We start from the raw sequence: 13586 nt of genomic DNA on the forward strand, positions 1-13586 counted from the left end.
TAATATCATTCAGTTTGCGGTTTGGGAACGGGCTGCGGCGATCAGGGCATCCGGCGGTCGCCCATTTACCGGCCCGGCCTGATGGTGAACAATGCGCCAGGCGTCTCTTTGCCAGCGGTATAGATTGGTTGCGATCAAAAAATTATCGCCGATCTGTTCCCAACAAATTACAGCCGCTGCTTCCGGCCCCAGGGACAGAACCGATGGCGCGACACAGGTAACCGGCGGCGGCGACTGCAGGATGGCGGACCAACTGGCCATAATCTCGCGGCGGTTTTGCAGGGGTTCCCAACCCGGATGCAGGCAGCAGACCGCGCCATCTTCCGCCCACAGCGCGACCATTGCCGCTTCATCCCCCCCTGCAAAGGCGGCATAAAACCGTTCATTGGCGAACAGGATTTCAGCGTCTTCGCGGGCATTGGCGTTATCGTTTTTCATGTGCGTTCGGTCATTCAGCATTTGGGTCCAGATAGATGCGATGGGCGATATCCCGACCATCGGACACCGTGATTTCCGTAAAGCCAATCAGATAGACCATATCCAGAAAGGTCAAATTCTCCGGATTGGGAAATCCGTTAAAAGCCGGGCTGCTGCGGGCATAAGCGGTCAGCATGGCCAGCAGGGCCCGCAATCGATACAGGGTGTTGTAAGCGCCATCTGTGATGCTGACGATGATCAGTTTATCGGCCCCATCCCCTTTCGCAAAAATCGCAAAGCGGGGCGGGCTGGGCGAGGCCAGCATCTGCGCCGTCAGGCCGGTCGTGAAGGCGATGCGGGTGCGTCGATCTGCCTCTGCTACGGAATTCACGCGGGGTCTATACCGTTCCTCAGTTTGCGGTGTTGGGTAATAATATCCTTCATGATCGCTTTCATCGGCAAGGGTGCTCTGAAGGGGGGGCAGCATGAAAATCAGCGCCACTGTGAAAATCAATGAAACCTGAAAGGCGCGACGATACATAGGTGCTTTCCCCTGTCTAAGTGATTGCGCTAGTGTGTGCGCCAAGCAGGGTCTATGGCAAGCGCGCCGCCATCAGATTTATCTATTCCGTTTTATTCCGGGCGCAGGAGAGGTTTAATGGCGGACCAAAAGCTCGCTTTTGTGTCATCAGATGCCGCGCGGGCGTTGCAAGCGCTGAGTGAATTGCGCGCGGCATATCCAAATATTACAACGCCGGAAGAGGCGGATGTGATCGTCGCTTTGGGCGGGGATGGCTTTATGCTGCATACGCTGCGCCATTACATCGGGATCGGTAAGCCAATTTACGGCATGAATCGGGGCACTGTGGGCTTTCTGATGAATGAATACAGTCCCGACAAGCTGTATGAGCGTATCGCCAGTGCGGGCCGATTGATGCTGCATCCCCTGCGTATGCGGGTCACGCGCGTCGACGGGGGTGTTGAAGAAGCGTTGGCTATCAATGAAGTTTCCCTGTTTCGTGAAACCAGACAGGCGGCAAAGATTGATATCCGTGTCGATGGTGTAGCGCGGCTGAACGGGCTGGTCTGTGATGGGGTTTTGTTGTCAACGCCAGCGGGCAGCACGGCGTATAATCTGTCGGCGCATGGTCCGATTGTTCCGCTTGGCGCGGGGCTCTTGGCGCTGACCCCGATCAGCGCCTTTCGTCCCCGGCGGTGGCGGGGGGCTCTATTGCCGCGCTCTGCCTCGGTTGAGTTTCACGCCCGCGAAACTGCCAAGCGCCCCGTCAGCGCCGTCGCGGATTCTACGGAAGTGCGCAATGTCCGCCATGTGGAAATTGTGGAAGACCCCAGCATGGCCGCGATTATCCTGTTTGATCCGGAGCATAATCTGGAAGAGCGGATTCTGAAGGAACAATTCGCCACTTAGAAGAATTTGAATGTATAGTGGCAATGTTTCGCATTTAAGAGCATATCAGGTGCATTACAGGATGGGGGTATCCCCTTATCGGGCTTGACTAGTCGGTAGACTATCAGCGCAATAGTAGGGGTGACAGGGATCAAGTGAAAATTCTGGTGTCGCCAATGCCTAGGGGGGCAGGGTTTTAATGTACAAAACGATGTATGGATTCGTCTGGGCGTATTCCAAACGCGAGCAGATCATGGCGCTTGTATTGACGCTGCTTTCCTTTCCGTTTCTGTACTATTCATTCGATCTGCCAAAAACGATTATCAACAAGGCGATTAAGGATCCCACAAAGGCGACGGATGCCGGTGTACCGGTGCCCCATGAAATCGTGGATGTGGTTGTTTTCGGCTATAATCTGACAGATATGTTCGGGTTCACAATGGAACGGTTGTCTTATCTGTTCCTGCTGTGCGGCCTGTTCCTGATACTGGTCTGCATTAACGGTATGTTCAAGATGCGGATCAACACATTTGCCGGTGTCATGGCAGAGCGGTTGTTGCGCCGCCTGCGCTATATTCTGATCGAACGCACCTTGCGCTTTCCCATTCCTCAATTCCAGAAAACCTCTGCGGGGGAGGTTGTGACGATGGTGACCGCAGAGGTCGAACCTCTGGGCGGATTCTTCGGCGATGCCATTGTCCTGCCGGTCTATCAGGGCGGCATGTTCCTGACGGTCATTTTGTTCCTGTTCATTCAGGATCCGATGATGGGGATTGCTGCCACAGCCCTGGTGCCGCTGCAGGGGTATATCATCCCCAAAATGCAGCGCAAAATCAACCAGCTGGGCAAGGAGCGGGTGCGGCATGTCCGAAGCCTGTCCAACCGCGTCGGCGAGGTTGTGATCGGTGTCCAGGATGTCCGGGTGCATAACAATACAGGCTTTGTATTGTCGGATATATCGCGTCGCCTGGGTCAAATATTCTGGGTCCGGCTGGAAATATTCCAACGCAAATTCTTCATGAAATTCGTGAATAATTTTATCAATCAGATGACGCCATTTCTGTTCTATGGCATTGGCGGGTATCTTGTCTTGTACGGGGAATTGTCACTGGGGGCCCTGGTTGCGGCATTGGCCGCCTATAAGGAATTGGCCGCCCCCTGGAAGGAATTGCTGAACTGGTATCAGCGACTTGCGGATTCCAACATCAAATACGAACAGTTGATCGGTCAGTTTGAACCAGACGGCATGATGGACGAGGCGCTGGTCGCCAGCCCGCCAGACGATCTGCCAAAACTGGCGGGCACCGTCCAGGCGTCCGGTGTGACCTGGGCCGATGAAGATGGCATGCGGATCATCGACAATGCCAGCTTTTCCATCGATGCGGCGCAGACCGTTTCGATCACCACGACCAGTGGAACGGCCAAGGATGTTCTGGCTCAGCTACTGAGTCGGATTCTGTTACCAACCAGCGGCAGTCTGGTGTTGGGGGGGCACAGTGTGTCGACCCTGCATCAGGCAACGGTGGGCGCGCGGATTGGATATGTCTCGGGCGAGCCCACCTTTTTTGCCGGATCGATTGCGGAGAATTTACTGGTGGGTCTGAACAGACTGCCACCCCAGGCAGAGCTGGACAGCAAGAAATCCGATAAGAATCGATCATCGGAAGTGATTGAAGCGATCGCCTCAGGCAACAGCCCCTACAGCCACACATCTGATTGGGTGGATTATCACTCTGCCGGTGTCGCCACGCGGGTGGATCTGATGGGCCATACGACAGATTTACTGAATGTCGTGGAATTGGAGGATGATTTTTACGCCTTGGGCCTGCGGATGACGATTGATCCCAAGAGCGAACCGGACTTGGCGGAAAAGATGATCGAGGCGCGGGGCAAGATACGCACATTGCTGGACACGCGCGGCATGGATGATCTGGTCCAGCCTTATGACATTGATCGCTATAACACCTATGCCTCTGTTGCGGGCAATATCATCTTTGGCAAACCACAAACCGACGAATGGCAATACGAGAACTGGGCGACAAACCCGATCATTCGCGCAATGATGACCAAACATGATCTGGTCGATGATTTCTATGAAATCGGACTGCGCTGTGCGGGCCTTATTGTGGATCTGTTTAAGGATTTACCACCGGGTCACCCGTTCTTTGATCAATACAGTTTCGTCAGTGAAGACATGCTGCCGGAATTGAAACTGATTGCCCGCAAGTCGGAACAGCGCGCTGCGGGAACGGAACTGGATACAGAAGAACGTCGCATCGTATTGGGTCTGCCGTTCAAACTGACCGTGCAGCGGCATCGCCTGGGTCTGATAGACGAGGCCATGCAAAAGCGCCTTCTGGCGATGCGTCATGACCTTCGCAAATCGCATCCAGAAATGTTTGAACCAGGCGGCGGTGTTGAACCCTATCGCGATGATACGATCAATCAGGGGCTCAGCGTGTTGGATAATATTCTGTTTGGCCGTATCGTTCATGGTCGCGCCGATGCACTTGAGAAAGTCTCCGGCGTGGTGCGGGAGGTATCGCGGGATCTGGGCATTGAAAAGGCCATTCTCAGAACCGCCTTGAATTTTCAGGTCGGCATTGGCGGCGGGCGTTTGTCATCTGCCCAGCGTCAGAAATTGAACCTGGTGCGCTCAATCCTGAAAAATCCGGATATTATGATTCTGTCTGATGGGTTAAGTAATATTGATCCGGCGCAGCGCACGCGAATTGCAGTCAATCTGTCAAGGCGATTGGAGGGGACAACCCAGGTCTGGATCGGAACAGGCGAACAGGACGGTATTTCCTATGATCGCCGATTTGACCTTAAATCCGGCCGGATTTCTGAGATATCCGATACCAAAGATAGCACGGTAGCGGTACCCGATTATGATCGACAGGCAGCCGCCGGCGATGGGGATGATGCATTGAACTCAGAGGCGCGCAGCCTTAGAGAGTTGCCGCTATTTGCCAATCTGGACGCAACGAAACTGAAGTTTCTGGCCTTTACCAGCGAGCGGCTGACTTACAATCCCGGTGAAGTACTGATGCGCCAGGGGGAAGATGGCGAAGATGCCTTTGTGATCCTGAACGGTGCCGCAGAGGTTGTGATCGAATCGGATGGTAATGAACAGGTTCTGTTTGAATTGGGTGCCAATAAGCTGGTGGGTGAACTGGCCCTGTTGTGTGATTCTAAACGGACCGCGACGGTGCGTGCCCGTGAAAAAACCACGGCCTTGCGCCTTAATCGCGAAGTCTTCTCAGAAATGGCGCGGCAGGATTCGCATTTCGCCTTTGAAATGACCCGGGATTTGGGGCGGCGCCTGATTCTGACAACCAGCGAGTTGAATCGCGCCCGGAATGAATTGGTGCGCAATGGGGATGAGTAGCATCCATCAAAGAGCGCTTCCCATCCTACCCTGATCGCTTTGATGTATATAGGATATCCTGTTCCAGCAGGATATCGGCGTCAGGTGCTGTAGAAATCGATCTGCCATTGCATGTCGTTGTCAGACATGGGCCAGCGATTTTCGGTAGTTCGGATCATATCGTTCGGGCTGAGCCCGACCAGTTGTGACTGTAACTGAGAGGCAAAATGAGGTTTCAGTCCCGCCTTCCAGGTCAGGGCAATCACGGCCTTGGCGCTGCGGTTGGTGATGATGTTCTGAACCGTCTCTGCGGCAAGGCCACTCAACAAGGACAGGCCTTTCACAACGAACCGCTTTTCTCCCTGTGCCAGCGCCCGTTCCAGCGCGTTGTTTGTCAGGGTTCCGACTTCATACATATGCGCGATCGTCTCATCCAGTTTATCCGAATTTGCCCATTCCGGTTCTTGCAGCTTTGTATGCGTGTCTTCCGCCAATCGCCGTTCCACCGCCTCTGCCATAGCGACCATAACGTCATCGTCCAAATCCAGGCGCCTCTGCATCCGGTCCAGTAAGTTCATGGCAACGAAGCTGGCGATGCGCTGAACCGCACGCGCCGACAGGTTTGGGCGCATGGCCAAGGGTTCGTGCCAGGATTTGCGTTGAGGTGCCCGGTCGATGATCAGGTCCAGCGTATCTTCCCGAATCTGCGCGCTGTCATTGACCAGAAGTTCTGCAATCGCAGCCTCGTCGCCCGATTTGGCGATTGAATCCGACACGCTCTCCTTCAAGGCCTGCCGTCGACTAATGGCGCTCATTGCTCCTTGAACCGGATTGGATCGGATGATTTCCAGCAAGTCCGAGTCTGACAGGACCGGTGAAAACTCAAGAATGGGACTGCAAACGGTCAGCGCCTGATCGCGCGCCAGGGTGATAATGACATTGGAGGGGGCTTTGGCCACGTCCTTCAGGGCATTGGACAGGATTTCCCGAACCCGCACCAATTGATCTTCCGCCAGAATTTCCAGCGCCTGAACGGTCAGTTTGTACAGGGTGGAGCGCCGGTCATCCGTCAATTCCGGCGTCAGGCGGGCAATCTTCGCGGCCAATTCCTGCCGGATCGACGCATCATGATCCTGGGTCAGCAGCAGGTCCGCCTTACGCGGTGCGTTTTCGTTCAGGGCGACGCAGCGCCGAACTTCCGCAACTGAGTCTTCCGCCAGAAAGTAAAGGATTTCGGGCAGTGTGTCTGGGGCACCTGCCAATGCGATCCGAATGTCGGTGTTTGGGCTTCGGGCGCGCGCTTTCTGATCTTCATACGCATTCAAGAGGGCTTGATCCTGGTTCTGTGCTCCATGATCCGGGACTTGGTCTGAAAGGTTTTTATTGTGATCCATCGGTCTTTTTGCCTTGATCCGAATCCGCCGCAAACACGATACCATTTTTTCCGCACTTCTTTGCATTATACATTGCCGCATCAGCCCGGGCGATCAAGCCGTCAACACTCTCATTCTGCCCGGCCGTGAACAGGGCAATACCGATGGACATCCCAAACTGGTTCGACTCGCCCAGGTTTTCCCGGCGCCAGGCGTTGAGTTTTTCCAGAAAGGTATTGGCCCGGGATTTTGCGATTTTTTCATCGGCCCCTTCCAGCCATGCCGCGAATTCGTCACCACCAAGGCGACAGACAAGATCATAGGTCCGGGTGCTGCTGGTGATGATCCGCCCAATCTGAGTTAAGGCTTCATCGCCTTTTTCGTGGCCGAAATCATCATTGATGGGTTTGAAGTTATCCAGATCCATATACAATAACGCCCCGTTGACGCCGGTGCGCTCATAGCGTTGGATTTCGCGCTTCAGATCTTCGATAAAGGCCCGGCGATTGCCCAGACCCGTCAGTTCATCGGTGCGTGACAGCCGTTCCAGTTCATGTTGATCGGTGATTTGTCGAAATACGATCCCGAACTGGGGTTCGACCGCCTTCAGCAGGGCGCGTTCATCCTCGTCCCAATCGGCCGTCATATCTGACCGCCACAACAGGATCGAGCCATTCTTCACGCCCCCATATCCTGTTGAAATTCCAAGATAGTGGTGTCTGTCAATCTGGCCCGAAACCAGACTCTTTTCATCCTGGATATGATCCAATGCGCGCTCCACGAGATTTGGGTCCGGTGCCGCCCCATAGGCAACGAATTCCAGCGCGGGTCCATTCTGTTCCCGAACCTGTACGATGCAGGAATCCGCCGATGTCGATCGGCCCAGCGCCGTCGCAGCGGCGTGCAGCATGTCCTCAGGTGCGACTTCATTGCGCAAGGCGTCGACGATATAGGCAACCAGCCGCTCGCGAATTTTCAACCTGGCAAGCTCACTTTGGCGGTGGCGTTCTTCGGTTACATCAATCGCAATGCCGCGGGCACCTGAAAGTTGGTTATCCCCGCCTGGGATCGACATCGCAGAAATCAGGATACAGGCGGCGTCCCCCTTATGCGTGCGCACCCACAGTTCAACATTGCGCAAGGTACCATTGGCATGGAACGGCAGCGGTGATGGCGCGGTTTCTGGGGCCATTAACAGGGATTCAGGGGATTGCCCCAGCAATTCCTCTGGTTGATAGCCCAACGCTCCCCGGGCTGAGATATAGCTAAACCGGCCGTCCTTATCTGTCTCCCAGGCGAAATCAGCAGCAACGTCTACAAGATCTTTAAACCGGGTTCGCGACTCCGTTAGGGCAATTCGAATGTTGGATTCCAATGTGGCATCACGCCCAATCATTAATTGGCTGCCATCGGATTGCGGTAACATCAGAAATTCAATCTGTCGCCCTGTGTCAGGCAGCGTGAAAAGGCGAGTTTGGGCGCGCCCAGCGCTGCGTGCCTTGACCGCCATTTGCACCATGGCCGGCATCAGGGGAATGCCTGGTTCCCCATTCAGGCTGGCGGCAAGCCCTATTCCGGCGTCATTCAGACCTGTCAAATGAGCATTGTTATCCAATCGCAGCACCGGGCTGGCGTAGCTGTCAAAAACGCCAGTCAAAAAATCTTGGGCCGACTTTTTGTTGGATGCCATGATTGTCATCATTCCCGCCTTCAGCGTGCCTATCGTTGGAAAACCGCATTTCCCGAAAACAGCATGCAGATAACAGTGATATCAGGGTATCGTGGCTTTGTGAACAAAGAGTAAAGAGCGTTGATCGGTAAATGCCATTGCCGAAATCGATTGTCTGCGCCATCTTGCCGATATGAGCGATAGACCTGTTATGACAGCCTGGGATGATCCCGGCATCCGTAGGGCGAAAGACTGGGTGTTTGACCTGGACAACACCCTATATCCGGCGACCTGTAACCTGTTCCATCAGGTGGATTTGCGGATGGGTGGATTCATCTCGGACCTGTTGTCGATCTCCTATGATCAGGCGCGCGTGCTGCAGAAAGACTATTTTCGACGGCATGGAACCACGCTGCGCGGCCTGATGGACAATCACAGTGTTGATCCGCACGCTTTTCTGAGTTTCGTTCATGACATCGATTATTCTCCGGTCCCGGCCAATGCAGAACTGAATGCGGCGCTGGCGAAGTTGCCGGGGCGCAAGCTGATCTTTACCAATGGCACTGTCGCCCATGCAGAGGCGGTACTGGATCGATTGGGCATCGCGTCCCATTTCGATGGGATTTTTGATATTGCAGCGGCAGACTTTGTGCCTAAACCCAGTGCGGCGCCCTATCATCAGATGGTGACCGCACATGAGGTGACCCCGACCCGCGCCGTCATGGTTGAAGATATGGTGAAAAACCTTAAGGTCCCAGCGGAACTGGGCATGCGGACGGTCTGGGTCAAAACCGATCATGCCTGGTCCGGGGATGGTGCCTCTGACGGCTTTGTTCATCATCAGACAGAGGATCTGACGGCCTGGCTGACCCAATTGGTGACCGCCCTGGAGCGGGCCTGACATTTTTCGCCGTCTTTCTGCAGTCTGGGCCTTGCCAGCACTGGCCTGCGGGTCTATAAGCCCGCGTCCTCAATTGTACGATTGGGGCGCAAAAGCGGCGCGTTCCGGGCCCACTGGGTATGCCCGGCCGCCTTACGAAGAAGCGGCCCTGATTCTTTACCGGATCATCCGCCCACAGATGGAGTTTAAAAATGCCCAAGATTAAGTCGAAGAGTTCCGCCAAAAAGCGGTTCAAAATCACAGGCACCGGGAAAGTGCGTTTCTACAGCGCCTACCTGCGCCACAATACCTCGAACCGTCCTACGCAGATGAAGCGGCAGAACCGGGGGGGCCAGATCATGTGCGCCTCTGATGCCACCGTGGTAAAGCGCAACTGGCTTCGCGGTCAGTAAGCAGCCCCAAAGGCAGCACTGTTTCACATCGTAAGACACTAGATTTCGAGGAGCCACACTCATGGCACGCGTAAAACGGGGTGTAACAACCCACGCAAAACACAGAAAAGTTATTAAGGCTGCGGACGGGTTCCGTGGTCGGCGCAAAAACACCTTCCGCACAGCCGTTCAGGCCGTGGAGAAGGCCGGCCAGTACGCCTATCGCGACCGGCGCGTCCGCAAGCGGGAATTCCGCAAGCTTTGGATCCAGCGCATCAACGCCGCCGTGCGCGATGCCAGCGACCAGCTGATGACCTATGCCCGATTTATCGATGGCCTGAATAAGGCGGATATCGAACTGGACCGTAAGGTTCTGGCCGATATCGCGGTGCACGACCCAGAGGCCTTCAAGGCGCTGGTCGGGCGGGCCCAAGAGGCTCTTGCCGCAAAGTGAGTCGGCGACGCCTAAACCCTGAAACATCAGGGAAATCTGGCGGATGAAGTTGTAAATCGCCGGCTCTCCTACCCCTTGTGTTGCAAGGTCCCATGGAGAGCCGGCGTTTTCTTATTTAAGGTGGTTGGACGAATGACAGGCGATGCAGACGAGCTGAAAACCGCGCTTTTAACGCGCATCGAGGCGGCGTCAGATCTGAAAGAACTGGATGATGTTCGGGTTGAGGCGCTGGGCAAGAAGGGCCGCATCACCGAACAGATGAAAGGGTTGGGTGCCCTGGACCCTGAGGCCCGCAAGGCCGCCGGTCAGGCACTGAATGTGCTGAAGGAAACCATCGCGACCGCCATTGAGGCCCGCAAATTCGGTCTGGAACGCGACGCGCTGAACGCAAAACTGGTCGATGATCAGGTTGATGTTTCCCTGCCCGCGCGGCCTGAAACCATGGGCCGCCTGCACCCGATCAGCCAGACCCTGGACGAGATCATCGCGATCTTTGGTGAAATGGGCTTTGCCGTTGCCGAAGGGCCGGATATCGAAAGCGATTATTATAACTTCACGGCATTGAATATGCCCGCCGAACATCCGGCGCGGCAGATGCACGATACTTTCTATATGGCCGATGATCAGGGTGGCGTGGATATGACCACCGTGCTGCGCACCCATACCTCTCCCGTGCAGGTGCGCACGATGGAAAGCCAGAAACCGCCGATCCGCATCATCGCGCCGGGGCGTACCTATCGCTCTGACAGCGATATGACCCATACACCGATGTTTCATCAGGTCGAAGGTCTGGTGATCGATAAAAAGACCCATTTCGGTCATTTGAAAGGCGTGTTGCAGGATTTCTGCTCTGCCTATTTTGAAATCGACGATATCCCGCTGCAATTCCGCCCCAGCTATTTCCCCTTCACCGAACCCTCAGCAGAGGTGGATATCGGCTGTTCCCGCAAGGGCGGCGAATTGACCATCGGCCCTGGCGACAGCTGGCTTGAAATTCTCGGCTGCGGCATGGTGAACCCCAAGGTTCTGGCGATGTCTGGCATCGACCCCGATGAATATCAGGGCTTCGCCTTCGGCATGGGGATTGAGCGCATCGCGATGCTGAAATACGGCATTCCCGACCTGCGCACCTTCTTCGACGCCGATTTACGCTGGTTAAAACATTACGGCTTCGTGCCATTGGAAGCAGCCTCTTTGGTGCGGGGATTGACGCCATGAAATTCACATTGTCCTGGTTGAAAGACCATCTTGAGACGGATGCGTCGTTGACGGAGATCACCGATGCCCTGACCTCTTTGGGTCTGGAGCTTGAAGGGGTCGATGATCCGGCTGCGAAGCTGGGGCCGTTCACCATTGCCTATGTGCGTGAAGCGAAACAGCATCCCAATGCGGATCGGCTGCGCGTCTGTATGGTAGAGACGGGCACTGGTGAGGTGGTTCAGGTCGTCTGTGGCGCGCCCAATGCGCGAACCGGGATGAAGGGCGTTTTTGCGCCCGCAGGCAGCCATATTCCGGGCACCGGCGTGGATTTGAAACCTGGCGTGATCCGGGGCGAAGAATCCAATGGCATGCTGTGTTCCGAGCGGGAAATGGGTCTGAGTGATGACCATGATGGCATTATCGACCTGCCCGAAGATGCGCCAATCGGCATGTCCTTTGCGGAATATCGTGGCCTGAATGATCCGGTGATTGATATTGCGATCACGCCGGATCGGGGCGATTGTCTGGGCGTGCGTGGTGTTGCGCGCGATCTGGCGGCAAAGGGCCTGGGGACATTGAAGCCCCTGGACCTGTCCCCCGTTGAGGGCACCTATGACTCCCCCATCCAATGGGCGCGGTCGTCGGATATCGGAAGTGATGTTCCCTATGTTGCCGGGCGGCATTTCAGGGGCGTCAAGAATGGCCCCTCCCCGGCCTGGATGCAGCGGCGGTTGATTGCCATCGGTCTGCGCCCGATTTCCGCGCTGGTCGATATCACCAACTATGTCAGCTTCGATCTGGGCCGCCCTTTGCATGTCTTTGATGCGGCTAAGCTTCAGGGTGACACCCTGACCATGCGCCGGGCACAGGCGGGAGAAACCATCCTGGCACTGGACGAGAAGACCTATACCCTGGAAGACGGCATGCCGGTGATTGGCGATGCGGCAGGACCACAGGGGATTGGCGGCGTCATGGGTGGGGAACTGTCCGGCTGTACCGATGACACGACTGAAGTTTTCTTGGAAGTCGCCTTGTTCGACGCAATCCGCGTGGCGGAAACCGGCCGTCGCCTGAACATTGATTCCGATGCGCGCTATCGGTTTGAGCGTGGGCTGGATACGCAAGGTCTCGTCTGGGGGCCCGATGTAGCCGCACGCCTGGTTCAGAAATTATGTGGTGGGGAGGTTTCACGCCCGACCTCCGCTGGCGAAATTCCTGATAATCGCAAGACCTTAACCCTGCGCACCGATAGGCTGGAAAGCTTTGGCGGTCTGGCGGTTCCAGCAGAAGAGTGTCAGGCGATCTTGGATCGTCTGGGCTTTGAGACAACGCGCGATGGCGATGTCATCACGGCGATAACGCCAACCTGGCGCAATGATGTTGAGCATGAGCAATGCCTGATCGAAGAAGTGCTGCGGGTGAAGGGCTTTGATGCCATCCCTGCGGTCTCTCTGGAACGGGAAACCGCCCTGCCCCAGCCGATCCTGACCCTGGGTCAGCGCCGCGTCGCCTTTGCCAAGAAGCAATTGGCCCAGCGTGGCATGTTTGAGGCCGTGACCTGGTCCTTCCTGGCGAAGGCTGATGCCGTGACCTTTGGTGGCGATCCGCAGGTCCTGGCCTTGGCCAACCCGATCAGCGCCGATCTGGACGCAATGCGCCCGTCGATCCTGCCCAATCTGCTGGCCGCGGCACAGCGCAATACCGGGCGCGGCTATCCCGACCTGGCCTTGTTTGAGGTTGGCCCGGTCTTCCGGGGGCGTGGCCCGAAAGATCAGGATATGGTGGCGACCGGCATCCGGGCGGGCAAACAGATCCCGCGTCATTGGATGGAAACCAGCCGCAGCCCCGATGTCTTTGACGCGAAGGCGGATGTCATGGCCGTTTTGGAAGCCTGTGGCGCGCCGATAGACCGCTTGCAGGTCGGCGATGATGTGGCACCCGACTGGTATCATCCAGGTCGTTTCGGCACCCTGCGCTTGGGCCCGATGCTTTTGGCGCGATTTGGGGAGATTCACCCGGCCATCGCCAAACACTATGATCTGCGCGGTCGTGTTGCGGCGTTTGAAATTTTCATGGATGTCATCCCCCAGCCCAAGGCAAAGAAGGGCGGCGGCAAGACCCGACCCTTGCTGAAGGCCTCCCCGCTGCAACCGGTTGGCCGTGACTTCGCCTTCCTGGTCGATGCGGATGTCTCTGCCGAAAAGGTGGTGCGGGCCGTGCTTGGGGCGGATAAGGCGCTGATCACCGATGTATCGGTGTTTGACGTCTATCAGGGGGCCGATATGGCGGGTAAGAAATCCATTGCCCTGGCTGTCACGCTGCAGCCGGTTGATGCGACCCTGACCGACAAGGACCTGGATGCTCTGGCGGAAAAGGTCGTCACCAGCGTCCACAAAGCGACCGGCGGCGTGTTGCGCGGATAG

11 protein-coding genes are annotated in these 13586 nt (G+C 56.1%); 7 read left to right on the plus strand and 4 right to left on the minus strand.

From position 1 onward, the window contains the following. Window positions 1-9: 9 nt before the first annotated feature. Together ACOSDM_RS04460 and ACOSDM_RS04465 are read right to left on the minus strand one after the other, a co-directional pair. Complete coding sequence (locus ACOSDM_RS04460; RefSeq protein WP_420723289.1) at window positions 10-438, minus strand: nuclear transport factor 2 family protein; 429 nt, start codon at window positions 436-438, stop codon at window positions 10-12. 10 nt (window positions 439-448) lie between these two features. After that, window positions 449-958: a molybdopterin-guanine dinucleotide biosynthesis protein A gene (locus ACOSDM_RS04465; RefSeq protein WP_420723290.1), complete on the minus strand. Its 510-nt coding sequence runs from the start codon at window positions 956-958 to the stop codon at window positions 449-451. 117 nt (window positions 959-1075) lie between these two features. Here ACOSDM_RS04465 and ACOSDM_RS04470 point away from each other — a divergent pair, with 117 nt between their 5' ends. Together ACOSDM_RS04470 and ACOSDM_RS04475 are read left to right on the plus strand one after the other, a co-directional pair. Beyond that, window positions 1076-1846: an NAD kinase gene (locus ACOSDM_RS04470; RefSeq protein ID WP_420723291.1), complete on the plus strand. Its 771-nt coding sequence runs from the start codon at window positions 1076-1078 to the stop codon at window positions 1844-1846. A 178-nt stretch (window positions 1847-2024) separates the two neighbouring features. Continuing rightward, entirely contained in the window at window positions 2025-5216 is a 3192-nt protein-coding gene (locus ACOSDM_RS04475; RefSeq protein ID WP_420723292.1) for a cyclic nucleotide-binding domain-containing protein, read from the plus strand. A gap of 80 nt (window positions 5217-5296) precedes the next feature. Here the strand turns inward: ACOSDM_RS04475 and ACOSDM_RS04480 are convergent, their stop codons facing one another. Together ACOSDM_RS04480 and ACOSDM_RS04485 are read right to left on the minus strand one after the other, a co-directional pair. Further along, a complete protein-coding gene (locus tag ACOSDM_RS04480; protein ID WP_420723293.1) occupies window positions 5297-6520 on the minus strand; it encodes a DUF2336 domain-containing protein in 1224 nt (407 codons plus the stop codon). Window positions 6521-6575: 55 nt separating this feature from the next. Further along, on the minus strand, window positions 6576-8258 hold the full coding sequence (locus tag ACOSDM_RS04485) for a diguanylate cyclase (RefSeq protein WP_420723294.1): 1683 nt from the start codon (window positions 8256-8258) through the stop codon (window positions 6576-6578). 190 nt (window positions 8259-8448) lie between these two features. Here ACOSDM_RS04485 and ACOSDM_RS04490 point away from each other — a divergent pair, with 190 nt between their 5' ends. The 5 genes from ACOSDM_RS04490 (at window position 8449) to pheT (ending at window position 13586) form a co-directional block, all read left to right on the plus strand. Continuing rightward, window positions 8449-9138 (plus strand): pyrimidine 5'-nucleotidase, encoded by a 690-nt coding sequence (locus ACOSDM_RS04490; protein ID WP_420723295.1) that lies wholly within the window; start codon window positions 8449-8451, stop codon window positions 9136-9138. A gap of 191 nt (window positions 9139-9329) precedes the next feature. After that, the gene (rpmI, locus tag ACOSDM_RS04495) at window positions 9330-9530 is read left to right on the plus strand and encodes a 50S ribosomal protein L35 (protein ID WP_420723296.1); all 201 of its coding nucleotides are present in this window, start codon (window positions 9330-9332) and stop codon (window positions 9528-9530) included. Between the two features lie 61 nt (window positions 9531-9591). Then, window positions 9592-9963 carry a 50S ribosomal protein L20 gene (gene rplT, locus ACOSDM_RS04500; protein ID WP_420723297.1) on the plus strand — a complete coding sequence of 124 codons (372 nt, stop codon included), beginning with the start codon at window positions 9592-9594 and terminating at the stop codon, window positions 9961-9963. 132 nt (window positions 9964-10095) lie between these two features. Then, entirely contained in the window at window positions 10096-11181 is a 1086-nt protein-coding gene (gene pheS / locus ACOSDM_RS04505) for a phenylalanine--tRNA ligase subunit alpha (RefSeq protein WP_420723298.1), read from the plus strand. Beyond that, entirely contained in the window at window positions 11178-13586 is a 2409-nt protein-coding gene (gene pheT / locus ACOSDM_RS04510; protein WP_420723299.1) for a phenylalanine--tRNA ligase subunit beta, read from the plus strand. Before pheS ends, pheT begins: the two co-directional genes overlap by 4 nt.

Source organism: Hwanghaeella sp. LZ110 (assembly GCF_048892525.1).
GTDB lineage: Bacteria > Pseudomonadota > Alphaproteobacteria > UBA8366 > Aestuariispiraceae > Pacificispira.

Bases quoted from the DNA above. Each gene is read 5' to 3' on its own strand.
- ACOSDM_RS04460 (WP_420723289.1), bottom strand. From the start codon at position 438: ATGAAAAACGATAACGCCAATGCCCGCGAAGACGCTGAAATCCTGTTC.
- ACOSDM_RS04465 (WP_420723290.1), bottom strand. From the start codon at position 958: ATGTATCGTCGCGCCTTTCAGGTTTCATTGATTTTCACAGTGGCGCTG.
- ACOSDM_RS04470 (WP_420723291.1), top strand. From the start codon at position 1,076: ATGGCGGACCAAAAGCTCGCTTTTGTGTCATCAGATGCCGCGCGGGCG.
- ACOSDM_RS04475 (WP_420723292.1), top strand. From the start codon at position 2,025: ATGTACAAAACGATGTATGGATTCGTCTGGGCGTATTCCAAACGCGAG.
- ACOSDM_RS04485 (WP_420723294.1), bottom strand. From the start codon at position 8,258: ATGGCATCCAACAAAAAGTCGGCCCAAGATTTTTTGACTGGCGTTTTT.
- ACOSDM_RS04490 (WP_420723295.1), top strand. From the start codon at position 8,449: ATGACAGCCTGGGATGATCCCGGCATCCGTAGGGCGAAAGACTGGGTG.
- rpmI (WP_420723296.1), top strand. From the start codon at position 9,330: ATGCCCAAGATTAAGTCGAAGAGTTCCGCCAAAAAGCGGTTCAAAATC.
- rplT (WP_420723297.1), top strand. From the start codon at position 9,592: ATGGCACGCGTAAAACGGGGTGTAACAACCCACGCAAAACACAGAAAA.
- pheS (WP_420723298.1), top strand. From the start codon at position 10,096: ATGACAGGCGATGCAGACGAGCTGAAAACCGCGCTTTTAACGCGCATC.
- pheT (WP_420723299.1), top strand. From the start codon at position 11,178: ATGAAATTCACATTGTCCTGGTTGAAAGACCATCTTGAGACGGATGCG.